Source organism: Sorangium sp. So ce119, assembly GCF_051524405.1.
Lineage (GTDB): Bacteria > Myxococcota_A > Polyangia > Polyangiales > Polyangiaceae > Sorangium > Sorangium cellulosum_G.
Map to the genome: position 1 here is coordinate 446,762 of NZ_CP150310.1, position 24,809 is coordinate 471,570.

The following is a 24,809-nucleotide window of genomic DNA, read 5'->3' on the forward strand; positions in this document are numbered from 1 at the left end:
CTCGCGCAAATATTTGTATTAATTATTGATTGTTGGTTTTCGAAATGGGCCCGGCGCGTTCGACCCACCTCGCACGCGCGAGCAGGGCGTGTCTCGCGCCCTCGCGACCCTCAGCTCCCCGCCGCCTCCCCCGTCCGCGGCAGCCTCGCCGTGAACGTCGTCCCCCGCGCCGCCGTGCTCTCCACCGCGATCTCCCCGCCGTGCGCCCTCGCGATCTGCTGCGCGATGAACAGCCCGAGCCCCAGCCCGCGCCCCGTGCTCGTCCTCCCTCCCGCGGGCGCCTCGTGGAACGGGTCGAACAGCGTCTCCAGCAGCTCGGGCGCGATCGCCGGCCCGTCGTTGTGCACCTCGATCAGAAGATCGCTCCCGCGCGGGCGCACGGTCACCCCGACGGCGCTCCCCGGGTCGGCGTGATCGACCGCGTTCTGCGCGAGGTTCGTCACCATCTGCGCGACGCGCTCGGCGTCCCATCGCCCGGCGCCGCTCCCCTCCAGATCGAGCCGGATCGGCACGCCCGGGTGCGCCGCCCTGAGCTCGTCGATCGCGCTCTTGCAGAGGGCATGGAGGTCCTCCGGCCTCGGCGCGATCGGGATGCCGTTCGCGCCGCAGCGGCTCCGCGTCAGATCGAGCAGGTCGTCGATCGTCCGCGCCATGCGGCGCGCGCTCGCCGCGATCCGCTCGGCGTTCCTCGCCTGGCGCGGCGTCAGGTTGCCGTGGTGGGTCAGCATGCGGCTCGCCAGCGTGATCGAGGTCAGCGGCGTGCGCAGGTAATGGCTGAACGCCGCCATGAACCGGCCGCGACGGACGAGCTCCTCGCGCCGCGCCGCCTCCGCCCGCTTGCGCTCGGTGACGTCGATCACCGTGCCGATCATCCGGACGCTGCGCCCCGCGGCGTCGAAGAACGTGCGCCCCTGCACGGCGACCCAGCGCTCCACCCCGTTGCAGAGCCCCACGAGGCGGTACTCGATGTTGTACTCGCCGCCGCTCTCCGGGGTCTGCGAGCGCCGCACGGCCTCCTCTACGCGCTCGCGGTCGTCGGGGTGGACCGCCGCGAGGAACACGTCGTACCGGACCTCCGACGCCGGATCGAGCCCGGCCACCTCCCGGGAGCGCTCGTCCCAGCGCAGCTTGCCGGTCACGGTGTCGTAGTCCCACACGCCCACGCCGCCGGCGCGCGTGGCGAGCCGCAGCAGCGCGCCGCTGTCCTCGAGCGCGGCGCGCGTCGCCGCCTCGATCTCGAGGGCGCTCGTCCACATGCTCGCGTCCACGACCGCGTGGAGCACCTTCGCCTCGCTCGCCCCGAGCGAGATGCCCTGTTCGACGCAGACCTCGATCAGCGCCGCCCGGAGGTGCGACAGCTCCCGCAGCGCCGCCGCGATGCAGCGCCCCTGCGCGGCGCAGCGGCGCGCGTGCTCCTCGACCCGCGCGTGGGCGCAGCGGAGCTCCGCGTCCTCGCCGCCGCGCTGCTCGGCGCGCCGGCTCGCCGAGAGCACCTCGACGAGATCATCGAAGAGCTCCGGGACCTCGCGGGCGAGCAAGGGCCCCGCGGGCCGCTGCGCCCTCGGCGCCCTTGGATCCTCGAGCACCCGGCGCGCCCAGCGATCCATGACATCGCCCTTGCGGCTCCTGAGCCTGGCCGTGATAGACGTCTCCACGAACGGACCGTCGTCATCCATCGAGACATAAGCGAGCGCGCGCCGGCGCGGATGTCACGTGAGGACACCCCCTGATTGACGCGTAAGTGACCGTCTTCTATCGAGCGGCGCTCTCGCGCTGCGCGAGGTGAGATTTCAACGCAAAGGCGCAAAGTCGCGAAGGCGCAAAAAAGAGCAGAATAATGAATCTGTATCTTTGCGTCTTTGCATCTTTGCGCCTTTGCGTTGAAATCTCCCGCTCTGTTCGCGAGGCAGCGCCCTGGCGGGATTTCTGACCCGAGGAATCAGAACCTGCCGAGCACCCCGACGCCGCCGCCGTCAGGGCCGATGAGCGGCACGACGCGCGCCTGCACCCGGCCGTGTCGCGCCCCGGCGGCGCGGGCGTCCTCCGCCCTCGACGGGCCCGACGTCAGCACCAGGATCGCGCCCGCGCCGAGCGCCGCCACGCCCACGCCGATGCCGATCGTGGACACGAGCGCCTTGGTCTCCGCCGCGTCGATCTCCTTGCGGCCCAGCGGCGTGCACTGCTTGTTCGGGCAGAGCGCCTGGTCCTTCTCCGCGTCGCTCGCCTGGCCCGCGGCGAGGATCCCGAACACGGCGCCGACGCCGAGCACCGCCGCGCCGGCGCCCCCGATCACGAAGCCCGCGGTGCGCAGGCCCTCGCCGCCGGTCCCGCCGGACGTGCCGCCCGGCGCGGGGCCCTGCGGCGCGGCGACCTTCTCAGGGGGCGCCGGCTGGAGCTTCGGGATGGCGATCGTCTTCAGGTCGGCGCTGTCGCCGACCTGCACGGTCGTCGACCAGACCGAGTAGCCCTGCGCGGTCGCCTCGACCTCGTGCGCGCCCGGATCGATCGGGATCGGCGTGCCGAGCGCCGCCGCGGGGATGTCGTGGCCGTCGACGCGGATCAGCAGGCCGGGCGTGCCCTCCGCGTTGAGCTGGATCCTCGAGAGCCGCGGCTCCAGGGCGCTGATGTGCTCCTGCGCGAACGCCTCGCGCGCCGCGTTGCCCTCCTTCTTCGAGGCGAAGAGCGCCTCCTTGAACTGCCCCCACGCCGTCGCCGTCCTGCCGAGCGCCTCGTTGCACAGCGCCAGGTTGAGCAGCGTGCCCGTGCCGGGCCGCAGGCGCTGGCTCTCCGCCAGCTTGGGGCACGCCTCGGCGTACGACTTCGCCTCCATCAGGCGGCGCCCCTCCTCGAACAGCGTCTGGGCCAGGGTCGGATCGCCCGCGGCCTGCGCAGCGGCGCCCGCGGGCGCGAGCAGGGCGGCCGAGGCGAGGACGACGGAGGCGAGGGCGAGGCGGGCGCGACGGAGCGCGCGGGGAGCGTGCAATCTGGTGGGGATCATGGGCGGTGAGCTCAGTGCGGGTCGTTCAGGTCGATGCCTTGAGGAGGTCGCTGGGTCGCCGGAGGCGGGGCGGGACGGGCGCCCGGCCTGTTGCGGCCCGCGGGAGGCGCAGCCCTCACCGGCGCAGAGGCAGGCGCCGCCGCCGAGGGGCTCGCGGTCGTCGAGGTGCTCGCGGCCGTCGAGGCGCTCGCGGCCGCAGCGCCGGTCGTCGCAGCGTCGGTCGTCGCGCCGTCGTTCGCCGCGCCCGTCGGCCTGACCGTCGGCTCGCCCGGCGTCGCCGCCCCCGCGCTCGGCCCGGGCGTCTCGGCCGTCGGCGCTGGCGCGGCGGGCGGCGCCGCGCTCGCGGTCTCCGCCTGCGTGGCCGGCGTGGTCCTCGCGTCGTCCTGGCCGCTCCCGCGGATCATGAAGACGCCGACGGCGATCGCCCCGAGGAGGAGCGTCGCCGAGAGGAGCGCGATCGCGACCACCGCGGCAGGGGAGGCCTGCAAGCCCGGGATCCGGCGCCCGTCCGACGAGATCCCGAGCGTGGTCGACGAGGCGAAGGTCGCGGCGGCGCGGGAGCTCATCGGCGCGTTGTACGGGCCGGGCACGATCTGCTGCTGCGGCGTGGGCGCCGGCAGGCCTTCCGGCGGCACCGGGCTCGGCCTGCCGCCCTCCGCGCCGTAGGGCCCCGGCGCGCCGCCGGCGCTCGAAGGCGGCTGCGAGAACGGCGACGGCGCGTACGGCGCCCCCGCGTGGGCGGCCCCTGCGGGCGCCTGCTGCGAGAACGGCGACTGCGGGTGCGGGTACGGCGTCGCCGCGTGGGCGACCGCCGGCGCCTGCTGCGAGAACGGCGGCTGCGGGTGCGGGTACGGCGTCGCCGGGCGCGGCAGCGGCGCGGCGTCGGCGTGCCCGGCCGGCGGGGACGACGAGATCCCCGGCCACGACGGCTCGCGGATCGCGGGCGCCGAGCCCCGCGCGTCCGCGGCGGAGAACGAGGGCTGCGACGCGCGGTGCCCGCCGAGGGCGGCGGCGCGCAGCGACAGGCCGCCCATGCGCGCGATCCGGTCGATGGTCGGGTACGTGCGCGCGGGCGCGAACGGGGCGAGCGCCACGACGAGCTCGGCGACCGACGCGTGCCGGTGCTCGCGCTCGCGGGCGTAGGCCTTCTCGAGCACGGCCGCGAGCGCGGCGGGCACGTCGTGGCGGATGTCCCGGAGCGGCGTCGGCCTGCCCGTCAGCACCTCGGCGCAGAGCTGCGGCAGCGTCTCGGCGTAGTACGGCTGCCGGCCGGCGAGCAGCTCGTAGAGCGAGACGCCGAGCGCGTAGATGTCGGTGCGGTGATCGACCGAGCGCGTCTGCCGCATTTGTTCCGGGGACATGTACAGCGCCGACCCGAGCGCCGCGTCCGTGCCCGTCAGGATGTCGACCGCGTTGGTCGCCATCTTGGAGATGCCGAAGTCGAGCACCTTCACGAGCGGCGAGCCGTCCGCGCGCGTCGTCAGGAACAGGTTCGCCGGCTTGAGATCGCGGTGCACGATGCCGAGCCCGTGGGCCTCGGCGATCGCCTCGCTGCCCTGGACGACGTAGTCGACAGCGTCTTCCATGCCGAGCACGCCGTGGTCCCGGAGCAGGCGCGCGAGGTCGCTCCCGTCGAGGAGCTCCATGACCATGTACGGGGCGCCGCTCTCGAGCGTGCCGACGTCCGAAACACGGGCGACATGCTCGCTCCTGATCCGCATGCCGGCCTTCGCCTCGCGCAGGAAGCGGGCCGACCCCTCCGGGTGCCGGGTGAACTCGGGGAGCAGGAACTTCAGCGCGACCCGCTCGTCGAGCACGACGTGCCGCGCCTCGACGACCACCCCCATCCCGCCCTGGCCGATGATCCGCTCCACGCGGTACTTGCCGGCGAGCACGGTCCCCGGCTCGACCGGGGCCATCGAGGGCCGTTTCGTCTCGGAATCCGACACAGCGGCCGATGATCACCGCTTCGCCCTCGGACGGCAAGCGCGCGGCGCCGGCGCGGCGGCCCCGGCGTCCCACGCCGAGCAGAACAGGGCGAAAGGTGCAGCGACGCCGTCGCACGATCTCGCCGCGCTCGCCCGCATCGCCCCCCTTCATCCCCCGCCTCGTCACCGCGGTAGGCCCACGGAGAGGGTGTTCTCCGCGCGAGCAACCCGATGGCGAGCTCGAGCGACGAGAGGTGACACGCGCCGCCACACCGCCGTTCCCTGGCTGAATCGTCGCGGAAACGATCGCGCGCCGCCTCGCGCAGAGCGAGACGAACGCGGTCACTTCTGGTTGGATAGGGCCACTCCCGGAGACAACCACCGTGCGCCTGCTCATCCAGCACCGGACCCGCTACAGCTATCCAACCCCCGCCTCGCTCGGCCCGCACCTCATCCGCCTGCGGCCCGCGACGCACGCGAAGGCGAAGATCGAGTCGTACAGCCTGAAGATCGACCCCGCCATCGATGCCCGCTGGCAGCAGGACCCGTACGGCAACCACGTCGCCCGGGTGCTCTTGCCCGCAGGGGAGCGCGTCCCGCACCTCGACATCCTCGTCGAGCTCGCGGTCAGCGTGCGCCCCGTCAACCCGTTCGACTTCTACCTCGACGAGCGCGCCGAGAAGGTCCCGTTCGCCTACCCGGTCGAGCTCAAGCAGGACCTGGCCCCCTTCCTCGACAGCGCCGATCCCACGATCTCCCGCGGCCCGCTGCTCGACGAGTTCCTCGCCGGGCTGCCCAGGGACGGCGACACCGTCTCGCTCCTCGTCGCCCTCAACGCCGCGGTCAACCGGCGCATCAAGTACGTCATCCGCGAGGAGGCCGGCATCTGGACGCCCGAGGAGACGCTCGGCCACGGGCGCGGGAGCTGCCGCGACTCGGCCGTGCTGCTCATCGCGGCGCTCAGGTCGCGCGGGCTCGCCGCGCGCTTCGTCAGCGGCTACCTCGTGCAGCTCACCGACGAGGGGATGATCCCGGACCAGCCGCGCGGCGTGAGCCGCGACGTCGTCGACCTGCACGCGTGGGCCGAGGTCTTCCTGCCCGGCGCCGGCTGGATCGGCCTCGACGCGACCAGCGGCCTGCTCTGCGGCGAGGGCCACATCCCGCTCGCCTGCACCGCGTCGCCCGCGCTCGCGGCGCCGGTCGAGGGCACGAGCGACGTGCGCGCGAGCGACGTGTCCTTCGAGATGAAGGTCGGGCGGCTCGGCCACGAGCCGCGGCCCACGACGCCCTACGAGGAGCCCGTGTGGCAGGAGCTCCTGTCCGTCGCCGACCGCGCGGACGAGCGGCTCGCCGCCGCGGGCCTCACGCTGACCATGGGCGGCGAGCCGACCTTCAACTCGCGCGAGTACCCGGACGCCCCGGAGTGGCGCGAGGGCGCGCTCGGCCCGACCAAGTGGTCGCAGGGCCTCAGGCTCGCGCACGAGCTCCGGCGCCGGATCACGCCGGGCGGCGTCCTGCTGCTGCGCGCCGGCAAGCACTACCCCGGCGAGAGCCTGCCCCGCTGGGCGCTCGAGATCATCGGCCGCCGCGACGGCGTCGCCCTCTGGACCGAGATGTCCCAGGCGCGCCACGCGGATCCCGCGATCTCGGCGCGGAGCTCGTCGCGCGGGCGCGGCCTCATCCAGTCGCGGCAGTTCGCCCAGGCGCTCGCGGCGCGCCTCGGGCTCTCCGAGTTCCTGCTGCCGGCCTACGAGGACCCCTGGCGCCACCTCCAGGACGAGGCGAGCCTGCCCGTCGACGTCGACCCGCTCAAGGCGAACCTCGACGACCCGGAGGAGCGGCGGCGCCTCGCGCGGGTGCTCGACCGGGGGCTCGGCTCCGAGGTCGGCTTCGTCCTGCCCCTCACGCGCCAGTGGGGGTCGTGGATCAGCGAGCGCTGGGGCTTCCGGCGCGGGCACCTCTTCCTGCTGCCCGGCGACAGCGCCCTCGGCCTGCGCCTGCCGCTCCGCTCGCTCATCGCCGCGGCGCCGCCCCCGCCGCTCGAGGAGCTCGTGTCGCCGCCGGACCCGCGGCGCGGCGAGCTCGACGACGAGGAGGCCGGAGAAGAACAGAAGCAGCGCCGCGTCGAGGCGCTGGCCGGCGACGGCGACGCCGAGCACCCCGAGGCGGCGCGCGCGCTCGCCGCGCGCCGGCGCGCCGCGCCGGAAGAGCACGCGGCCGCGGCCCAGCGCGCCGCGCCGGCGGCGGGGCGGTCGGGCTACGGCGTGCGCACGGCGCTCTGCGTCGAGACGCGCGACGGCATCGTCCACGTCTTCTTGCCGCCGCTCCTCTCGCCGGCGGACTTCTTCGAGCTCATCGCCGCGATCGACGCGACCCGGCAGGAGACGGGCATCGACGTGCTGCTCGAGGGGTATCCGCCGCCGTCCGGCGCGGAGCTGCTCCGCTTCTCGGTGACGCCGGACCCGGGCGTGCTCGAGGTGAACCTGCCGCCGACCGACGGGGTGCGCGCGTACGCGTCGCTGCTGGAGACGGTGTTCGACGCGTCGCTCCACAGCGGCCTGCACTGCGAGAAGTACCTGGTCGACGGGCGCATGGCGGGGAGCGGGGGCGGCCACCACCTCACGTTCGGCGGCCCGACGCCGCTCTCGAGCCCCTTCCTGCGCCGGCCGGATCTCCTGGCGAGCCTCTTGACCTTCAACCAGCACCACCCGTCGCTCTCGTACATGTTCGCCGGCCTGTTCGTCGGCCCGACGTCGCAGGCGCCGCGCGTGGACGAGGCGCGCCACGAGAACCTCTACGAGCTGGAGATCGCGCTCTCGCGCGCCTTCGAGCGGCGCGAGGGCGAGCCGCCGTGGCTCGCGGACATGCTGTTCCGCCACCTGCTCGTCGACATGACGGGCAACACGCACCGCGCCGAGGTGAGCATCGACAAGCTGTTCGATCCGCAGACCGCGCACGGCCGCCAGGGGCTCATCGAGCTGCGCGCCTTCGAGATGCCGCCGCATTTCCGGATGGCGGTCGCGCAGACGCTGCTGATCCGCACGCTCCTCGCCGCGTTCGCCGCCGAGCCTTACTCGGGCAAGCTCGTGCGCTGGGGCCAGGCGCTGCACGACCGCTTCCTCCTGCCGTACTACCTGTGGCGCGACTTCGAGGACGTGCTGGATCACCTGAAGCAGCGCGGCCTCGCCCTGCCGGCGGACGCGTACCGCCCGTTCATCGAGCTGCGCTGCCCGGTGGTGGGCACGCTGCACGCGGGCGACGTGGTGCTGGAGGTGCGCAACGCGATCGAGCCGTGGAACGTGCTCGGCGAGGAGCTGACGACGACGGGCACGTCGCGTTACGTGGACTCGTCGATGGAGCGCATCGAGGTGCGCGTGCAGGGGCTGACGCCGGAGCGCCACCGGGTGCTCGTGAACGGCCACGTCCTGCCGCTCCGCCCGACCGGGACGGCGGCCGAGTACGTGGGCGGCGTGCGGTTCCGCGCCTGGGCGCCGCCGCACAGCCTGCACGCGCACCTCGGGATCCACCACCCGATCCACCTCGACATCCTGGACACGTGGGGCAAGCGCTCGATCGGCGCGTGCGCCTATCACGTGTGGCACCCCGAGGGTCGCGCCTTCGACGCGGCGCCGCTCACGCGCTTCGAGGCGGCGGCGCGGCGCGCCCAGCGGTTCACGCTCGAGGGCCAGACGCCCTGGCCGGTCACCGGCAAGCCCGCGTACCCCCACGAGGACGCGCCGTACACGCTGGATCTGCGCCGCTACGCCGCGGACCGCCCCCCGCCGAAGTCGAAGAAGGCCGAGGACGAGGCCTGATCGGGCGGGGCGGCGGTCCGGCGCGGCCGCCGCCCCTCCCAGACCGACGGTGGGAGATCGGGAGCGCGCCTGGAGCGATGTCGGGCGCTCACGGTCGAGGCGGCTGTGGCAGTTTGGCGCCCGGTCTTCGAAGAGGCCGCCTCTCTGCCGGCAGCCGCGAAATCAGGGCCGCCGCGCGTCCGGGCCCAGCCATGTCCCGAGCCCGTGTGGCGATTTGCCTTCAGCCCGACGTCGCTCGTCGGCCGGCCACGTCGGCGCGCCGACCCGCGCCGAGCTCGATTTTCGCGGCGTCGAGCTCGCTTTGCCCCGGCGCCGCGCGTCTCCGGGGTTTGCTCGACAACAGGCGAGTCGCTTCAGCGCGCGATTGGTACGTCCCCTGCTTGAGTGCTCGTGTCCCCTGCATCGCATGCGGACAGAACACCACGAAGGAGGACAACCCCATGATGCGTAAGATCCTGGCCATGCTTCTTGTTTCCACGATTCCCCTGGCGGCGGGCTGTTTCGTCGACGCCGAGGACGAGGCCCCGGGTGAGGGCGGCGATGACTGCATCACCGCGTGCACGACCGACCACGACGACTGCGTCTCGGCGTGTGACGATGACGGCGATTGCGTCTCGGCGTGTGACGAGGACTATGACTGCGACTCCATCTGCGTCTGAGCGCGCCGTGTAGCGGCCAGCGCACGTCGCGCCGCCCGTGAACAGCTCCCGCTTCCAGGCCACAGGCCCGGGGGCGGGAGCGTTGCATTTCAGGCGTCGTGTCCAGCCGAGTAAGAGCGTCGAAACTCGCCAGGCCGTTCCAATTCTCTTTCTGGCGTCTCCGACCGGTTCATCCCCATTTCCAATTCTCTTCCTGGCGTCCCCGACCGGTTCATCCCCATTCCATGATGACGGTAGGCCCCCGGAGAGGGTGTTCGTCGCGCGGGGTGGGGGATGGGCCGATGTCTGAGCCTGAAACAGGAGTCATCCGGCTTGCCGGATGGCTCCTGTTTCAGGCGAGTTCGGCGGGGCCCCCACCCCGCGCGACGAACACCCTCTCCGGGGGCCGGTCAAGCCCGCGCCTGCCCGAACCCGTCGATCGACGCCTCCCTCCGCGGCCGCCTCTGGTACGCCCGGATGGCAAACCCCGAGATGAGGAGGCTCACCCCGAGGACCATCGCATAAGCGCCGACCCACAGCACGAGCGCCAGCGCCCCCGCGCTCGGGAGCGCCATCACGAGCACCCCGAGGGCCACCGCGATCACGCCCGCGAACGCGAGCAGCCACTCGCCGGCGATGCGGTGACGGAACCGGACCGCCACCACGATGTCCTTGATGCCGCCGACGATGGCCCACGCCGCGACCAGGTAGAGCAGGATCAGCACCGAGAGCCCCGGCCAGGCCAGCGTCACGATGCCGCCCGCGAGGCTGATGAGCCCGTGCGCCGCGTTCGCTCGCCAGCGCTGGCCCAGCCGCGCGCACCGCGCCGCCCCGGCGAGCGCGATGAGCGACTCGACGACGAGGTACACGCCGAAGACGACGACAAGCGCCCCGAGGCTATGTCCAGGCAGGAGCAGGGTCAGAAGGCCCATCCCGAGCGCCGCGACCCCGCGGAGCACGAGGATCCACCAGGTTTCTGTCGTCCTTCTCATGGTGGAGCGCGCGGCAACACGCGTGCCGCAAGCTCCTACAGCGCCTCAGATCCGCACCCGCGATCGGCGACCCGTCGAGACGCAGGGGCGATGTGTCACGATCGTGGCGAGAAGCGGCGACCTCTTCCACGAGATCCGCGGATGACGGCGAGAATATCCGCCTCTCCGGTGATGTTCACCACGCCCCTTCTCTGGCCGCGTGAACAGTGGCCCACCCCGCGAGCTGGGCTGTCGTGCCACGCCGCGGCCGCGACGCGGGGGAGCCGCGCCGCCCTCGGATCAGGCCGTCGGCAGGTGGTGGCGCGCGAGGAGGTCGTTCTGGATCCAGAGCAGCTTGTTGAAGGCGCGGAGCGTGCGCACCTCGGCCTCGCGATCCAGGCCCAGGGACACGATCGTCTGGAGGAGGGCGTCCGACACGAAGCCCATGAGCGCGTTCATCTGGACGAGCGGCACGACGAGCTCGGCGTTGCCCGCCTTGGCCGTGTGGATCTTCCCCACCATGTCGAGGTAGGCGACCAGCTTCGCGTCATACGGGTGGGTCACGAGCCGGACAAGGTAGTCCCCGAGGTGCTTCTTGCGGAACTTGATCTGCTCGTGGTTCAGCGTGAGCGACAGGAGATCCGTCGGGGCCTGCCCCTCGTAGCCGTGCTGCTTCGGCACGAAGTGGCGCTTCGTGGCGTCGTAGAGGAACAGCTTCTCGTACACCGCGTCGACGAGCGCCTCGACGCGCGGCGCGAGGTGCAGCGCGGCCCCATGAATGGCGGCGATGTCCGCCTCTCCGAAGCCGATGAACTCGATGAGGTACCCGAACCGATATTCGAGGTTCGACTCCAGAAGCTTCTCGTCGATGTGTTTCATGGTAACCGTTGCTCCTTTTCCTCTCAGCGACGGCGGTATGCCGCGAACAACGCAGGGGCGACGACACCGGAGCAACTGCCCGCTGTCAAGCCCTGATGCGCGTGCCGGGTCAGCGCCAGCGTCAGGAGCGCTCCGATCCGCAGTGCAGGCTGGGACCGATGGCAGGCCATCGAGGCCATCACCATGGCCACGTACCGCTGGGAGCGCGATCGGCCTCCCACCACCGAACCGCATCAGGAGGAGGCATGCAGAACACTGGACCGACCCAGGATCCGAAGGACGCAGGGCCGAAGCCGCCTTTCGAGGCCAAGAGCCAGGACCGGCCCGGCATCGAGGCCAAGATGAATCCGAGGCCCGATTACGGCGAGTCGTCGTACAAGGGGCTCGGCCGGCTGAAGGACCGCGTCGCGCTGATCACCGGCGGCGACAGCGGGATCGGCCGCGCCGTCGCGCTCGCTTTCGCCCGGGAAGGGGCCCACGTGGCCATCGCCTACCTGAGCGAGCACGAGGACGCGAAGGAGACCGCCCAGGCCGTCAAGGAGGCGGGGCGCGAGGCGATCACGATCCCCGGCGACCTGGCCGACGAGGCCCATTGCCGCAAGGTCATCGAGGAGACGGCCCGCAAGTTCGGGCGGATCGACATCCTCGTGAACAACGCCGCAGAGCAGGGCAAGTCCGCGGAGCGCTTCGAGGACATCGACGCCGCGCGCGTCGAGCGGACGTTCCGCGTCAACATCGTGGCGATGTTCCACCTCGTCCGGCACGCGCTGCCCCACATGAAGGAAGGCAGCGCGATCATCAACGTCGCCTCGATCCAGGCGTACCAGCCGAGCCCGAACATCCTCGATTACGCGTCGACCAAGGGCGCGATCGTCACCTTCAGCAAGGGCCTGGCGCAGGACCTCATCAAGCGCGGCATCCGGGTCAACGTCGTGGCGCCCGGCCCCGTCTGGACGCCGCTCATCGAGCAGTCGTTCCCGGCCGAGAAGGTGGCCACCTTCGGCAAGGACTCCCCGATGCAGCGCCCCGCGCAGCCGGCCGAGCTCGCCCCCGCGTTCGTGTTCCTCGCCTCGAACGAGGCGAGCTACATCAACGGCGAGGTGCTCGGCGTCACCGGAGGTAAACCTCTCTCCTAGAGCTGGTTGAGATCGAGCTGCACGCCGAGGTGGAGGAGCGCGTCCTCGGGCTTCGTGAAGGTGCTCACGGGCTGGAGAGAGCCCTTCGTGATGCGCCCGACCTGGAGCACCCCGACCGCGCTCCTCAGGATGACCGCCATCTTCTTGAAGCCCTGCACCAGGCGCGCATGGCGCCGCGCGAACGGCTCGTCGAACTTGTCGTCGTTGCGGAACGGCGCGTCCCGGGCGTCCACGAGCAGGACAGAGCGATGCCGCGAGACGACCCCGAGCGCCTGCTCGAGGCGATCGAAGTTCTGCTCGAGCACCTCGATGCTGGGGTAATGCAGCGAAGATCGCTTGAGCGCCACGAGCTGCTGGAGGGAGTCGTGGTAGACGGCCGTGTACGGGTTCCGCTCTATCTGGCGCAAGCCGTGGTGAGGCACGGGGGCGATGCTAGGCCCGTTCGGCCGGTGCGTCGACTGGTGCGTCGACTGGCGCGTCGACCCCTGCGGCGCGCGGCGCGTCACCCGCCCTCGCACGCCGCGCGGCACACGTCGCCCTCGCACGCGGCGACCCTGCCGGCGGCCTGCCCGCCGGCCTCGTACTGCGCCGCGCACCGCTCCTCGCACACGGCGTCACCCACCTTGCACCCGTCGGCGCACGCGCGGAGCGCCCTGCACGACGGGTCGGCGATACACGCGTTCATGTCGGCGGCGCACCGCGAGAACAGGCACGCGTCGCACGCGGACACGGGGGCTCGCGACGGGCATTGCACCCTGCAGAGCTCGGACGCGCAGACGCCCTCGAGGAAGCTGTCCGAGATGCCCGCCTCGTGCGCGGTCAAGCACGTCTGCTCGCAGACCTCGTCGCCCGCGGCGCACATGAGAAAGCAGTTGGCCAGCGCGGCGCACTCCGGGCTCTGCTGGCAAGCGCAGTAGCTCTCCTGGCACCGCAGCGACAGGCACGTCGTGCACGGGTCGCCGAGCGAGGCGCACGCGTAGGCCTCCTCGCCCCCGGCGCCGCCGCTGCCGCTCGTCGTGGCGCTCGCCCCTCCGCCGGCTCCGGCGCCGCCCGCCCCGCCGCTGCCGCCGCCTGTCCCGGCGCCGCCCGTCCCCGCCGCGCCGCCCGACCCCCCGGCTCCCCCCGTGCCGCCGGTCCCGGGGCTGCTCGGCGCCGAGCTGCAGGCGGCCGCGAGCAGCGCCGCCGCCGCGACGCACGTCATCCAGGAAGAGTAGGGCATGGTGGACGCTACATCGAAGGCCGGCGGCAGCTCAAGCTGGGGTGCGGCGCCCGGCGCGCGCTATCGTGGCGCTCATCGAGGTACCCCGACCATGGCCGCCATCGTCACGCCAGAGATAGACCGCTACGCCCACGACCACACGGAGCCGCCGCCCGCGCTGCTCGACGAGCTGCGCGAGTACACCCATGCCCATGTGCCGAGCGCCGGCATGCAGGTCGGGCGGGTCGAGGGCACCCTGCTCGGGATGCTTGTCGCGCTCATGCAGGCGCGGCGCGTGCTCGAGATCGGCACGTTCACGGGGTACTCGGCGCTCAGCATGGCCCAGGCGCTCCCGCCGGACGGCGAGCTCGTCACGTGCGAGCGCGACCCCGACGTCGCCCGCCTCGCCCGGTCGTTCTTCGACCGCAGCGAGCACGGCCCGAAGATCCGGATCGCCCTCGGCGACGCGCTCGACACGATCCGCGGCCTGCCGGCGAGCCCGCCGCTCGATCTCGTGTTCATCGACGCCGACAAGGCGCGGTACGCGACCTACTACGAGGAAGCGCTGCCGCGCCTCCGCCGCGGCGGGCTGATCGTCGCCGACAACACCCTCTGGAGCGGCGAGGTCCTCGCCCCCGAGACCGAGGACGGCCGCGCCCTCGCCGCCTTCAACGAGCTCCTGGCCCGGGACCAGCGGGTCGAGAAGGTCCTGCTCCCGGTCCGCGACGGGGTGACGCTCGCGCGCAAGCGCTGAGGGGCGCGCGCGGTCCGCGCATCGTTCCGCGTGCCGTTCCGCGCATCGGTCCACGCATCGGTCCACGCATCGGTCCACGCATCGTTCACGCACCGTTCCGCGCGGCGCCCACAAATCCTGACGGCGTCTCCGCGCGCGGCGCTAGAGTCCCGCCAGCATGCTGCTCGCCATCGACGTCGGGAACACCAACATCAGCTTCGGGGTCCTGGAGGGCGAGGCGCTCCGGCACCACCTCCGCTGCGAGAGCGCGCGCTCGCGCACCGCGGACGAGTACGCCGTGCTCGTGCGGCAGATGCTCGACCTCCGCCGCGTCGACCTCGCCCGCATCGACAGCGCGGTCATCGCGAGCGTCGTGCCGACGCTGACCGACACGATGGTCGGGCTCGTCGAGCGGGCGTTCGGGATCGAGCCGCTCGTCGTCGGGCCGGGCATCAAGACCGGCATGTCGATCCTCTACGAGAACCCGCGCGAGGTCGGCGCCGACCGGATCGTCAACGCGGTCGCCGCGCACGAGTGGGTGAAGCGGACGCCGGAGGCCGCGCCGGCGCGCGAGCACGGGATCGACGCGGGCCGGGGCGGCGAGGCGGGCCGGGGCGATCACGCCGCCGCGACCGGCGTCATCGTCGTCGACTTCGGCACCGCGACGACGTTCGACTGCGTGACCCCGCGGGGCGAGTACCTCGGCGGCGTCATCGCGCCGGGCATCCAGATCAGCGCCGAGGCGCTCTTCTCCCGCGCCGCGCGGCTCTCCCGCGTCGAGATCGCCCTCCCGCCCCGGGTCGTCGGCCGCAACCCCGTCCACTCGATGCAGTCGGGCATCGTGTACGGCTACGCCGGCCTCGTCGACGGCCTCGTGGGCCGGCTCCGGCGCGAGCTCGGCTACCCGTGCCGGGTCATCGCCACGGGCGGCCTGGCCCGGCTCATCGCGCCGCAGACCGAGACCATCGAGGTGGTCGACGACGACCTGACGCTCACGGGCCTGCGCCTCATCTACGAGCGGAACGCCGAGCGCAACAGCGGCCCCGCCACCTTGCCGCCCGCGGCGCGCGGAGGCGGCCAGAATTGACGGCCCCCGGGTCCGCCCGCGCGCTCCCACGGCCACGCGCGCTCGCCCTCGCCGCGGCGCCCGCGGCGCTCGTCCTCGCGCTCCTCGCCGCCGTGCTCCTCGGCGCCGAGCCCGTCTCGCTCGAGCGCGCCCTCGCGGGCCCGGGCCTCGACCGGACCCTCCTGCTCGACGTGCGCCTGCCGCGCGTGCTCCTCGCGGCGATCTCCGGCGCCGGCCTCGCGGCCGTGGGCGCCGCGTTCCAGGCGCTGCTCCGGAACCCGCTGGCCGAGCCGTACGTGCTCGGCGTCTCCGGCGGCTCCGCCCTCGGCGCCGCGGTCGCGATCGCGCTCGGCGTCGGCTCGGCGACCGTGCTCGGCGCGACGCTCCTGCCGGCCGCGGCGCTCGCCGGCGGCCTCGTCGCGACGGCGCTCGTCTACGCGATCGCGCGGGGCGCGGCCGAGGGCACCTCCGGCGCCTCGATGCTCCTCGCCGGCGTGATCGTGAACTCCATCGCCGCCGGCCTCATCACCTTCCTCAAGACGGTCGTCTCCCCGTCGCGCGCCCAGCAGCTCCTCCGGTGGCTCATCGGCTTCGTCGAGCTGCCCACGACCTCGGCCCTCCTCGGCGTCGCCGCCTACGTGGCCGCGGGCTGCGCCGTGCTCCTCGCCGACGCCGCGCGCCTGAACCTCCTCTCGCTCGGCGACGAGTCGGCCGGCACCCTGGGCGTCGACGTGCGCGCCGTCGAGCGCCGCGTCTTCTTCGCGTCCTCGTGCGTCGTCGGCGCGATCGTCAGCCGCACCGGCCTCATCGGCTTCGTCGGGCTCATCGTCCCGCACGCGGTCCGCCGGCTGGCCGGCGCGGATCACCGGCTGCTCCTGCCGCTGTCGCTCGTCGCCGGCGCCGTGCTGCTCACGACGTGCGACCTCCTCGCGCGCCTCCTGTTCCGGTGGCTCGGCACCGAGCCGCCCGTGGGCGCCGTGACCGCGATCCTCGGCGGGCCGCTGTTCCTCGTGCTGCTGCGGCGCTCGCCGCGCCTGTGAGGCGCGCCAGGTCCGGCGGCCCTCGCCGCGCAGGTCGAGGGCGCGCGTCAGGGCCGTCCGGCGCGGGCCCGCGTCACGACATGCCGAGGAGCTTGTTCATGGTGGCCTCGTCGGCCGGCGTGAACGGGTAGCGGTCGAACTCGGCGCTCGTGACCCACCGGAACGCGTTCACGGCGAGCGAGGCGAGCTCGCCGCTCTTGATGTGGCACTCGTAGAGGTACAGGTCGACGACGTAGCGCTCGTACGGGTGGCTCACGAACGAGATGAGCTGGCCGACCTCGATCTCGACGCCGAGGCGGTGCCGGACCTCGCGCTTCAGCGCGGCCGTGTCGGTCTCGGTGTCCTCCACGCGCCCACCGGGGAACTCCCAGAGCATCGGCAGCACGGCGGTCGGGCGGCGCTGGGTGATGAGGTAGCGGCCGTCCTGCTCGATCACGGCGGCGACCACGCGGATGGTGCGGACACTTTCCATGGCGGCGTCTCGGGGGGCCCAGGGTACGACGGGGCAGCGGGTTGTGCGAGCGGGACGGTCGCGTCCCCGGAGCGGGGACCTCGCTCCGTCAGACGGTCACGCGGAACAGCTGCTGACCCATGAGGAGGATGTCGCCTCCCGTGATCTCGGTCTCGCCGAGGACGCGAAGGAAGGTGCCGTTCGAGCTGCCCAGGTCCGTGAGGGACAGCCGGCCGCCCTGGACCGAGATCTGGCAGTGGAGCCCGGAGACATAGCCGTCCTCGGGGAAGAGGATGTCGCCGCGCTCGCGCCCGAGGTGCAGGCCGGTGTCGGGGACCGGGAACGCGTTGCCCGTCGCGTCCCGGCCGATGATCAGCGCCAGCCGCGCGACGTAGCCCTTCGAGGGGCTGCCGAGCCGCTCGACGCCGTCGGGCGTCGTGGGCGCGGGGGCGAGCGACTCCAGGCGGACGAGCTCCTGGCCGATGCGGAAGACGTCGCCGTTCTCGAGCTGCACCGGCGTGTCCCTGCGCAGCCTGCGGTAGACGCCGTTCAGCGAGCTCTCGTCCTTGACGAAGAGCCGGCCGCCCTTGATCGAGAACGTCGCGTGGCGCGGGGAGAGGTAGCTGTCGCCGCCGAAGATCGCGCCCGAGTCGCGCCCGATCGTCGTCGGGTTCGCGGGCAGGGTGTACGAGCCGGCCTCGGTGCCGTCGGCCCGGAGCGCCGTCAGCACCACGTTCGCGGCGCCGGACGTCGACACCACCGGCGGGGGCGGCTGCACGGACAGGTTCGCCGGCTTGACGAGCTTGAAGCCGCAGAGCGCGCAGAACTTGTTGCTCGGCGGGTTGGGCTCCTGGCACTGCGGGCAGACGACCGTCCCCGCGCCGGCCGCCGCCGCGGTCGACGGCGACGCCGACGCGGCCGGCGCCGCGGCGGCCGCCTTCCGGCTCGTGGCGGTGTCCTCCCCCCGGATCGGGGCGGCGAACGCCGCGGGGTCGACGAGCGCGGGGGGCTGGACCGCAGGGGGCTGGGACGCGCGCGGCGGCGCGAGCGCGGGGCCCTTCTGTGCGCCGGTGCCGATGGCGGTCGGCTCATCGCCGTAGTTGTTCGACCGCGAGACCGCCGGCACGCCGTGGGGCGGGGTGCCCGGCGCGAACTTCTTCGGCGACACGTCCCGAGGCAGCTCGGCGCCGCAGCCGAGGCAGAACTTGTAATGGTCCTGATTTTCCTTGGAGCACTTCGGGCAGGTGATCACCAGGCCTCCTCACAACGAGCGACCGGACGGGGTCTCGGGGCAAACGGCGGCGGGAGCATATTCGCCGCGGCCGCCTTCTGTCGACTGTCTGTCGCTTCTCTCCGTGCGCGGCGCGCCGCGGGCGTGCAGGCGCACGGGCGTGCGCGGGCAGGCCCGCCGTCACCGCCCTCGGCGCGCGCGGCGGGCAGCGCGCTGCCCGGTCGTCGTCCTGCAGGGGGGCGGGCGCGCGGGCGGCTCACTTGGACAGGAGCGCGAGCGCGTCGCGGACGAGGTCGCCGAGCGGGGCGCTCTCGACGCGCGCGCCGAGGGCGGTGACCGCGCGCTCGGCCTCGGCCGGCCGGTAGCCCATGCGGGTGAGCGCGCTGTGCAGCAGGTCCTGCTTGGCGCCCGCGGCCGCGGGCGGCGGGGCGGCGGCGGAGAGCGGGACCGAGGGGAGGTTGACGAGCTTGTCCTTCAGCTCGAGGACGAGCCGCTCGGCGGTCTTCTTGCCGACGCCGGGGATGGCCGTGAGGCGCGCGGTCTCCCGGCGCGCGATCACGGCGGCGAGCTCCGCCGCGCCGAGCGCGCTGAGGATGGCCAGCGCGATCTTCGGGCCGATGCTGGAGATGCCGATGAGCACGCGGAAGGCCGCCCGGTCCTCGCGGGTCGCGAAGCCGTAGAGGAGGAGCGCGTCCTCGCGTACGTGGGTGTGGACGAACAGGGTGATCGCGTCCGAGCCGGCGATGCCGCGCGCGCGGCCCAGGGCGCCGAGCGGGACCGTCACCTCGTAGCCGACCCCGGCGACGTCGAGCACGACCGTGCCCTCGTCGCCCTCCTCGACGACGTGACCGGAGAGCCGTCCGATCAATTGACCTTGGCCCCCTGCTGGATCCACCTGCGGAGGGTGTCCCGCTCCGCCGCGGGGAGGATGTCGCCGCCGGCGGGCATGGACTTCCCGCAGCCGTCGGGGGCGCACTCGAGGTCCTCGCAGGTCAGGGTGCCGTCGAGCTTGTGCATGAGGAAGCTGTTCGCGGGGTCGCCGGCCGCGATCCGGGGCATCCCGGACGGCGCCCGCGACGCGACGCCGACGTTCTGGGCCACGATCGCGTCGATCTGCGCGTCCGTGGCCTGCTCGCTCAGCGGCGGGCCGAGGTACGCGAAGCCCGCCGAGCCGGCCTCGGCGCCGTGGCAGGTCGAGCTGAACGCGCAGCCCCGCTGGAAGACGGGGAGCACGTCGGTCCTGAAGCTCACCTCGGGGGTGGCGCCGTCGAACGTGCCGTAGTCGAAGCACGCGGTCGGCTGGGGCGCCTCGCCGTCGTCGCCGCACGCGGCCCCGGCGCACGCCGTCCCGATCACGAAAATCAGAAAGAGTTTCCGCACGTTGTCCCCTCTCAGCCGGTTGGCGACGCGCGACCCTAGCAGAACTCCGCGCGCGCGCGGAGATCGCCGCGCGTTTGGCCGGCCGGCGCGGCGGCAGGTAGGCTGGGCGCTGCATGAGGACACGCCTGGGCATCTGCTCGCTGGGGCTGTCGCTCGCCGCGCTCGCCGCCGGGTGCGGCGGGGGGCGGGGCGCGATCGTCGATCGGCAGCTGGCCGAGCTGCGCGCGGAGCTCGTGAGGATCCGCGCGGAGAACGCGGTGCTCGCGGACCGCGTCGGCTCGCTGGAGCTCTCGCGCGGCGGCCCCCGCGGCGCTGCGCGCGCCGAGGCAGCCGGCGCGGCCGAGGCCCGCGCCGCCTCGCATGAAGAGCCGGACCGGCCCGACCTCGAGGTGGTGCGGCTCGCGCCGGAGGCGGCGCCGGGGGCCGAGGCGGAGCCGCAGACCGACGGCGCCGCGCGGCCGCCGGTGCTCCGCTCGACCGCGCACGGCGTCGTGGTCGACGAGCCTCCGGGCGGGACGCCGCCGCCGAGCCCGCCCCCCTCCACCCTGTCGAGGCGCAAGCGATGAAGTCCCCCGTGAAGGCAACGTGGATCCCGGTCTCCCTGGCGCTCGCCGCCGCGCCGCCGCTGGCGCTCGCCCAGGATCAGGGCGCCGAGGCGGGCGCCCCCGGCGGCCAGGCGCCTGGTGTCACCGTCGTCCAGCTCCCGCCGGGCGAGCCGACCGTCGACACGCAGGTCGTGATGCCGCCGGGCTTCCCGCAGCCGGGGTTCGATCCGAACGCCCACCTGCCCTCGAGCTCGCGGGGCACGACGGACACGTCGCGCCCGTCGGACGGCTTCGACCTGGGCCGCCGCGGCGAGGGGCCCGCCTCGGTGCGGGGCAGCGCGGGCGGGAGCTACGTCGTCGAGGGGCAGTTCGTGCCCGAGTCGCACTCGGTGCGGCGCGGCGACACGCTCTGGGACATCTCGGGCAGGTACTACACGAACCCCTACGCCTGGCCGCAGGTCTGGGCGCTGAACCCGCAGCTCCAGAACCCGCACTGGATCTACCCGGGCGACAGGATCCGGCTCCGCGACCCGAACGAGGGGCCGACCCGCGGCAGCATCGGGCTCGGAGCGCGCGCGACGGGCCGCGGGTCGCGGGTGCCGCCGAAGACCGTGTTCCTGCGCGACCTCGGCTGGGTCGACGACGTGAACAAGGACACGTGGGGCGAGCTCGTCGCGAGCCCCGAGGACCAGATGCTCCTCAGCGAGGGCGACGACGTCTACCTGCGGCTCTCGGACGATCACGACGTCGCGATCGGCCAGGACCTCACGATCTTCCGCGAGATCAAGAAGGTGAGGAGCGGGGACGTGCGGGGCGAGCTCGTGACGGTGCGCGGCACGGCGCGCGTCGACCGCTACAACCCGAAGACGCACATGGTGCGCGCGCGGCTCATCGAGTCGCTCGACGTGATCGAGCGCGGGGACAGGGTGGGCTCGGTGGCGCGCCGCTTCGACGTGGTCCCGCCTGCGAGCGCCGAGCAGGACCTGGAGGCGAAGATCCTCGCGTCGGTCTACCCCTACCAGCTCTTCGGCCAGTACCAGGTGATGTTCATCGACAAGGGCGAGAAGGACGGCGTGAAGCCCGGGCAGCGCTTCTTCGCGGTCCGGCGCGGCGACCGCTGGGTGCAGCAGCTCGGGGGCGCCGGCAAGCTGGCGACGCTCAGGCCGCGGGTGCAGGACGAGCGGCCGGCGCAGGTCGACGCGCCGAAGTTCGGCGTCGACGAGGAGCTGCTGCCCGACGAGACCTACGCCGAGCTGCGCGTGGTGCACGTGCGGGAGCGCACGGCCGCGGCGCTCGTGACCCACGCGATGCACGAGGTCGAGCGGGACGCGGTGCTCATCTCGCGCAAGGGCCTCTGAGGCCCCGGCGCCGCGTCGACCGCGACGAAACGCGCGGGTCGCCCGGGCGACCGTCGGCGTCGGAGCTCGGCAGGCCGCTCGGGAAACCGCCGGAGCTCGGTAGGAGAGCGCCCGGAGCTTCCGTAAGAGAGCGCCCGGAAAAGGAGGTAGAAGACGCGCGGACGCCGGCGCAATGTCTCCACGGGGGAGGCGCGGCCGCGGTATGATGGTCCCTCTGTCATGCCCATGCTTCGCCGCGCCGACGCCCAGCCCGAGTCGAAGGGGGTGGATGGCGATCCTCCTACCCAGCGCTCTTTCGACAGCGTGACCGAGCGCTGCGCGCCGAAGAGCGGATCGGTGGCCGAGGCGCTCGGCGACGGCGGGATACGGGGGCCGCGCTCGAGCGGCGCGCCGCCGAGCCTCAACGGCACCGCGCCGGAGGCGCGCGGCCACGCGCTGCGGGAGCGCGCCAACCTGCTCGTCCGCCGGAACGACTACGCGACCGCGGGGCGCGACTACGACGAGGCGCTCGCGCTGTTCCGGACCGCGGGCGACGCGCTCGGCCAGGCCCAGGTGCTCATGGACCGCGGCGCGCTGCGCCTGCGGGAGGGCGTCCCCGTCCAGGCGGTGCGCGACCACGACGAGGCGCTCGCGCTGTTCCAGGCCGCGGGCGACCGCGCGGGGGAGGGGGACGCGCTGCGCGCGCGGGGCTTCGCGCGCGCGGAGGAGGGCGACCTCGGCGGCGCTGTCTGCGACTACGATCTGGCGATCCAGCTCTTCCTGCAGCTCGGCGATCGCGAGCCGCTCAAGCCGCGCGCCGGGTCGCGCTCGCCGACGTCGGACGTCGACGGCCTGGTGCCCTCGGAGCAGCAGCCGCGCGCCCGCCCCCACGGCGCCGCGCACGGGCGGGCGCTCAAGGCGCGCGGCGACCTCCGCGTGCGCCTCCGCAACCTGCCGGGCGCCGCGCGCGACTACAGCACCGCGCTCGCGCTGTTCCAGGGCGCGGGCGACAGGAGCGGCCAGGCCAGCGTGCTCAAGGCGCGCGGCGACATGCGCCTCGGCCAGGACAACGTGACGGGCGCCGCGCGCGACTACGACTGGGCGCTCACGCTGTACCAGGCCACCGAGGACCACCTCGGGCAGGCCAGCGCGCTCAAGGCGCGCGGCGATCTGCGGACCCGGCAGGGGGATCTCGCGGGCGCCGAGCGCGACTACGATCAGGCGCTCGAGCTGTTCACGACGACGCGCGATCTCCTGGGCCAGGCCCTGGTGCTCAAGGCGCGCGGCGATCTGCGCTCCCAGCAGGAGGACCTCGTGGACGCGGTGCGCGACTACGATCGCGCGCTCGCGCTGTTCCGCTCGGGCTTCGAGCGCCGCGGCCAGGCCGCGACGCTCAAGGCGCGCGGCGATCTCCGCCGCGCGCAGTTCGAGCTGGTCGCCGAGCTCGTGAGCGTCGCCGCCGCCGACGCGTCGGACCTGGAGGACGCGCTCTCGGACTACGATCAGGCGCTCGCCCTGTTCGAGGTGCTGGAGGACGGCGCCGGCCAGGCCGGCGTGCTCCGGGCGCGCGGCGATCTCGCGCGCATCCAGGGGGATCTCGGCGGCGCGCTGTCGCTCTACCTGAGCGCGAAGCGGCTCCTGGAGGTCTCGGGCAACGCCTCGGAGCTCTCCGCGACGCTGGCCGAGATCGCCCGGACCCACGCGCTCGCCGGGCGCGCGGCCGAGGCGCGCGCCGCGGCGGAGCAGTCGCTCGCGCGCGCCGATCGCGCGACGAGCCCCGGGCACCGCGAGCTGGCCGAGGCGGTCCTCGCCGGCCGGATCGAGGCGCGCCAGGAGGAAGGCGCGACGCGCGACTCCAGGGCGTCGAGCGCCCCGAAGCGCTACGAGCGCGAGAGATACTAGTATCTCGGGTCAGAAGTCCTGCCAGGGCTCCGCCTCGTGAGCGGAGAGATCCCAACGCAAAGGCGCAAAAATACAAAGAATTCATTCAATTTTGCGCCTTTGCGCCTTTGCGCCTTTGCGCCTTTGCGCCTTTGCGTTGAAATCCCTCTCCGGATCCCTGGCCAGACTCCTGGTGCGTGGAACTAGAGAGTTCGAACCACAGAGGCACAGAGGGCACAGAGGGAGAGAAGAGAGATAGAGGCTCTTGTCCTCTTCCCTTCTCTCTTTGTCTTCTCTCTTCCTCTGTGCCCTCTGTGCTTCTGTGGTTCGAATCCTCTCCGAGGGTCGATCCGTCGGCGCCCAGAACCGCGCCGGCGAAAGGGCGCTCAGCGCCGCCGCCTGCCGCGCGCGGGCTTGCCGCCGCCGCGCGGGGTCGGCCTGCCGCCGCCGCGCGGGGTCGGCTTGCCGCCGCTCGGGCGCGGCGCGGGCCTGTCCGCGGCGGCGCGCGGCGCGGGCTTCTCCGGCGGCGCCTCCGTCGTCCGGACCACGAGCAGCGCTCGGCCGCGCTCGAAGGTCGGCGTCACGCTGACGTAGCCGCTCTCGCGCGCGAAGCCCGCCATGTCGCCGCGGTGCTCATCCATGTACCGGCTGAACCGCGTCCAGAGATCGCGCGCCTCCTCGTCGGAGAGGGGCGCGCCGTCGATGGAGGCGGCGAGGTTCGAACGATCGCTCACGGGATCCTGTGCGCGTGGCGCAGCGGCGCGACCGAGGCGGCGCGCCGGTTCCACACCGCGGAAGCCTGCCCGGAGGCGCGCAGCCCGGCAAGACCGCAACGCGCGCGGTCAGCGCTTGCCCCGGCCCGCGAGCGCCGCGGCCGCCAGCGCGCTCGCCGGCTGCCCGAGCCACCGCCGCCGGGCCGCCCATCGGGCGCGCTCCACGAGATCGGCGCCGGCCCGCAGCTCGCGGGTCGCGTCGCCCCCCAGCCGGAACGGCGCGGCCCCGGACCTCCCGCTCGCGCGCCAGTAGACCGCGAACGTCGCCAGCGCCTCGGCGTGGATCGCCGCGCTCGACGGCTCGCCGTCCAGCCGGCGCGCTTCATCCGCGACGGCGAGGAGCGCCACCGCCTGCTGGTACAGGAGCAGCGGCGAGGCGGGCGCCGCCTCCCGGACGGCCGGACGCCGGGGGCGCGCCCCCGCGCGATCGCCCGCCGGGGACGCAGGCGCTGGAGCGCCGCCCAGGGCCAGCACGTGAGCGAGGGCCTTCTGGTAGCTCTCCCCGGTCTCGCCCATGCGCGCGAGGACCCGCGCGCGCAGCTTCTTGTTCGCTCGTCGATTCGGCATCGGACCGCTCCCCGCGACCGCGCACGTGTCGTCCCGGCGCGACGGGCGGTCGCTCTGGAGGATCGCGACGAACCCACCCGAAGGGCCGCGCCCTCTTCGCCCTCCTACCGACCCTGCCGGGAACGGGCCGCGAGGAGCAGGGCCCGGGGAGAGCCCTCCTCCACGATGCTCGCGCAAAGGAGATCCCTGGTCAAGGCGCCGCCGGGGCGCAGCGCCAGGCACGCTCGCTCCACGTCACGCCA

The 24,809-nt window shown here is 73.5% G+C and carries 22 protein-coding genes; 9 read left to right on the forward strand and 13 right to left on the reverse strand.

The window, feature by feature from the left end:
* Positions 1 to 110: 110 nt before the first annotated feature.
* The 3 genes from WME76_RS01750 to WME76_RS01760 all read right to left on the reverse strand — a co-directional run bounded on the left by WME76_RS01750 (position 111) and on the right by WME76_RS01760 (position 4,917).
* Positions 111 to 1,676: an ATP-binding protein gene (locus WME76_RS01750; protein WP_437958489.1), complete on the reverse strand. Its 1,566-nt coding sequence runs from the start codon at positions 1,674 to 1,676 to the stop codon at positions 111 to 113.
* Positions 1,677 to 1,939: 263 nt separating this feature from the next.
* Positions 1,940 to 2,998: a hypothetical protein gene (locus WME76_RS01755; protein ID WP_437958490.1), complete on the reverse strand. Its 1,059-nt coding sequence runs from the start codon at positions 2,996 to 2,998 to the stop codon at positions 1,940 to 1,942.
* 11 nt (positions 2,999 to 3,009) lie between these two features.
* The gene (locus tag WME76_RS01760; protein WP_437958491.1) at positions 3,010 to 4,917 is read right to left on the reverse strand and encodes a serine/threonine protein kinase; all 1,908 of its coding nucleotides are present in this window, start codon (positions 4,915 to 4,917) and stop codon (positions 3,010 to 3,012) included.
* Between the two features lie 392 nt (positions 4,918 to 5,309).
* Between WME76_RS01760 and WME76_RS01765 the strand changes: the two genes are divergently transcribed.
* On the forward strand, positions 5,310 to 8,741 hold the full coding sequence (locus WME76_RS01765; RefSeq protein WP_437958492.1) for a DUF2126 domain-containing protein: 3,432 nt from the start codon (positions 5,310 to 5,312) through the stop codon (positions 8,739 to 8,741).
* 461 nt (positions 8,742 to 9,202) lie between these two features.
* Positions 9,203 to 9,400, forward strand: a complete 198-nt coding sequence (locus WME76_RS01770) for a hypothetical protein (RefSeq protein WP_437958493.1) — start codon at positions 9,203 to 9,205, stop codon at positions 9,398 to 9,400.
* A 389-nt stretch (positions 9,401 to 9,789) separates the two neighbouring features.
* Here the strand turns inward: WME76_RS01770 and WME76_RS01775 are convergent, their stop codons facing one another.
* Both WME76_RS01775 and WME76_RS01780 read right to left on the reverse strand, forming a co-directional pair.
* The gene (locus WME76_RS01775) at positions 9,790 to 10,371 is read right to left on the reverse strand and encodes an HdeD family acid-resistance protein (protein WP_437958494.1); all 582 of its coding nucleotides are present in this window, start codon (positions 10,369 to 10,371) and stop codon (positions 9,790 to 9,792) included.
* 279 nt (positions 10,372 to 10,650) lie between these two features.
* Complete coding sequence (locus WME76_RS01780; RefSeq protein WP_437958495.1) at positions 10,651 to 11,229, reverse strand: protoglobin family protein; 579 nt, start codon at positions 11,227 to 11,229, stop codon at positions 10,651 to 10,653.
* Positions 11,230 to 11,474: 245 nt separating this feature from the next.
* On the opposite strand from WME76_RS01780, the gene WME76_RS01785 reads away from it, so the two are divergent.
* Positions 11,475 to 12,365: an SDR family oxidoreductase gene (locus tag WME76_RS01785; protein WP_437958496.1), complete on the forward strand. Its 891-nt coding sequence runs from the start codon at positions 11,475 to 11,477 to the stop codon at positions 12,363 to 12,365.
* Here the strand turns inward: WME76_RS01785 and WME76_RS01790 are convergent.
* Both WME76_RS01790 and WME76_RS01795 read right to left on the reverse strand, forming a co-directional pair.
* Positions 12,362 to 12,787 carry a hypothetical protein gene (locus WME76_RS01790; RefSeq protein WP_437958497.1) on the reverse strand — a complete coding sequence of 142 codons (426 nt, stop codon included), beginning with the start codon at positions 12,785 to 12,787 and terminating at the stop codon, positions 12,362 to 12,364. The genes WME76_RS01785 and WME76_RS01790 overlap by 4 nt on opposite strands.
* Before the next feature lie 80 nt (positions 12,788 to 12,867).
* On the reverse strand, positions 12,868 to 13,584 hold the full coding sequence (locus WME76_RS01795) for a hypothetical protein (protein ID WP_437958498.1): 717 nt from the start codon (positions 13,582 to 13,584) through the stop codon (positions 12,868 to 12,870).
* Positions 13,585 to 13,675: 91 nt separating this feature from the next.
* On the opposite strand from WME76_RS01795, the gene WME76_RS01800 reads away from it, so the two are divergent.
* The 3 genes from WME76_RS01800 (at position 13,676) to WME76_RS01810 (ending at position 16,402) form a co-directional block, all read left to right on the forward strand.
* The gene (locus tag WME76_RS01800; RefSeq protein WP_437958499.1) at positions 13,676 to 14,317 is read left to right on the forward strand and encodes an O-methyltransferase; all 642 of its coding nucleotides are present in this window, start codon (positions 13,676 to 13,678) and stop codon (positions 14,315 to 14,317) included.
* Positions 14,318 to 14,474: 157 nt separating this feature from the next.
* On the forward strand, positions 14,475 to 15,383 hold the full coding sequence (locus WME76_RS01805; RefSeq protein WP_437958500.1) for a type III pantothenate kinase: 909 nt from the start codon (positions 14,475 to 14,477) through the stop codon (positions 15,381 to 15,383).
* The gene (locus WME76_RS01810; protein ID WP_437958501.1) at positions 15,380 to 16,402 is read left to right on the forward strand and encodes a FecCD family ABC transporter permease; all 1,023 of its coding nucleotides are present in this window, start codon (positions 15,380 to 15,382) and stop codon (positions 16,400 to 16,402) included. The genes WME76_RS01805 and WME76_RS01810 overlap by 4 nt, the downstream gene beginning before the upstream one ends.
* Before the next feature lie 73 nt (positions 16,403 to 16,475).
* Here WME76_RS01810 and WME76_RS01815 read toward each other — a convergent pair whose 3' ends face one another.
* From WME76_RS01815 to WME76_RS01830, 4 genes are all read right to left on the reverse strand, one after another.
* Positions 16,476 to 16,874, reverse strand: coding sequence for a (deoxy)nucleoside triphosphate pyrophosphohydrolase (locus WME76_RS01815; protein ID WP_437958502.1), 399 nt, complete (start codon positions 16,872 to 16,874; stop codon positions 16,476 to 16,478).
* An 88-nt stretch (positions 16,875 to 16,962) separates the two neighbouring features.
* On the reverse strand, positions 16,963 to 18,105 hold the full coding sequence (locus tag WME76_RS01820; protein ID WP_437958503.1) for an FHA domain-containing protein: 1,143 nt from the start codon (positions 18,103 to 18,105) through the stop codon (positions 16,963 to 16,965).
* 235 nt (positions 18,106 to 18,340) lie between these two features.
* On the reverse strand, positions 18,341 to 18,952 hold the full coding sequence (gene ruvA, locus WME76_RS01825) for a Holliday junction branch migration protein RuvA (RefSeq protein WP_433932892.1): 612 nt from the start codon (positions 18,950 to 18,952) through the stop codon (positions 18,341 to 18,343).
* Positions 18,949 to 19,464 (reverse strand): hypothetical protein, encoded by a 516-nt coding sequence (locus tag WME76_RS01830; protein ID WP_437958504.1) that lies wholly within the window; start codon positions 19,462 to 19,464, stop codon positions 18,949 to 18,951. Before WME76_RS01830 ends, ruvA begins: the two co-directional genes overlap by 4 nt.
* 113 nt (positions 19,465 to 19,577) lie before the next feature.
* Between WME76_RS01830 and WME76_RS01835 the strand changes: the two genes are divergently transcribed.
* From WME76_RS01835 to WME76_RS01845, 3 genes are all read left to right on the forward strand, one after another.
* Positions 19,578 to 20,030 (forward strand): hypothetical protein, encoded by a 453-nt coding sequence (locus tag WME76_RS01835; RefSeq protein WP_437958505.1) that lies wholly within the window; start codon positions 19,578 to 19,580, stop codon positions 20,028 to 20,030.
* Positions 20,031 to 20,038: 8 nt separating this feature from the next.
* Positions 20,039 to 21,367, forward strand: coding sequence for a LysM peptidoglycan-binding domain-containing protein (locus tag WME76_RS01840; protein ID WP_437958506.1), 1,329 nt, complete (start codon positions 20,039 to 20,041; stop codon positions 21,365 to 21,367).
* Between the two features lie 219 nt (positions 21,368 to 21,586).
* On the forward strand, positions 21,587 to 23,248 hold the full coding sequence (locus tag WME76_RS01845) for a tetratricopeptide repeat protein (protein ID WP_437958507.1): 1,662 nt from the start codon (positions 21,587 to 21,589) through the stop codon (positions 23,246 to 23,248).
* Between the two features lie 365 nt (positions 23,249 to 23,613).
* Here WME76_RS01845 and WME76_RS01850 read toward each other — a convergent pair whose 3' ends face one another.
* Both WME76_RS01850 and WME76_RS01855 read right to left on the reverse strand, forming a co-directional pair.
* Entirely contained in the window at positions 23,614 to 23,961 is a 348-nt protein-coding gene (locus WME76_RS01850; RefSeq protein WP_437958508.1) for a hypothetical protein, read from the reverse strand.
* A gap of 108 nt (positions 23,962 to 24,069) precedes the next feature.
* The gene (locus WME76_RS01855; protein ID WP_437958509.1) at positions 24,070 to 24,567 is read right to left on the reverse strand and encodes a hypothetical protein; all 498 of its coding nucleotides are present in this window, start codon (positions 24,565 to 24,567) and stop codon (positions 24,070 to 24,072) included.
* Positions 24,568 to 24,809: the final 242 nt, after the last annotated feature.

Coding starts and splice junctions, on each gene's coding strand:
- WME76_RS01805 (WP_437958500.1), top strand. CDS start 14,475: ATGCTGCTCGCCATCGACGTCGGGAACACCAACATCAGCTTCGGGGTC.
- WME76_RS01855 (WP_437958509.1), bottom strand. CDS start 24,567: ATGCCGAATCGACGAGCGAACAAGAAGCTGCGCGCGCGGGTCCTCGCG.
- WME76_RS01835 (WP_437958505.1), top strand. CDS start 19,578: ATGAGGACACGCCTGGGCATCTGCTCGCTGGGGCTGTCGCTCGCCGCG.
- WME76_RS01770 (WP_437958493.1), top strand. CDS start 9,203: ATGCTTCTTGTTTCCACGATTCCCCTGGCGGCGGGCTGTTTCGTCGAC.
- WME76_RS01755 (WP_437958490.1), bottom strand. CDS start 2,998: ATGATCCCCACCAGATTGCACGCTCCCCGCGCGCTCCGTCGCGCCCGC.
- WME76_RS01795 (WP_437958498.1), bottom strand. CDS start 13,584: ATGCCCTACTCTTCCTGGATGACGTGCGTCGCGGCGGCGGCGCTGCTC.
- WME76_RS01760 (WP_437958491.1), bottom strand. CDS start 4,917: ATGGCCCCGGTCGAGCCGGGGACCGTGCTCGCCGGCAAGTACCGCGTG.
- WME76_RS01815 (WP_437958502.1), bottom strand. CDS start 16,874: ATGGAAAGTGTCCGCACCATCCGCGTGGTCGCCGCCGTGATCGAGCAG.
- WME76_RS01845 (WP_437958507.1), top strand. CDS start 21,587: ATGCCCATGCTTCGCCGCGCCGACGCCCAGCCCGAGTCGAAGGGGGTG.
- WME76_RS01750 (WP_437958489.1), bottom strand. CDS start 1,676: ATGGATGACGACGGTCCGTTCGTGGAGACGTCTATCACGGCCAGGCTC.
- WME76_RS01780 (WP_437958495.1), bottom strand. CDS start 11,229: ATGAAACACATCGACGAGAAGCTTCTGGAGTCGAACCTCGAATATCGG.
- WME76_RS01785 (WP_437958496.1), top strand. CDS start 11,475: ATGCAGAACACTGGACCGACCCAGGATCCGAAGGACGCAGGGCCGAAG.
- WME76_RS01775 (WP_437958494.1), bottom strand. CDS start 10,371: ATGAGAAGGACGACAGAAACCTGGTGGATCCTCGTGCTCCGCGGGGTC.
- WME76_RS01800 (WP_437958499.1), top strand. CDS start 13,676: ATGGCCGCCATCGTCACGCCAGAGATAGACCGCTACGCCCACGACCAC.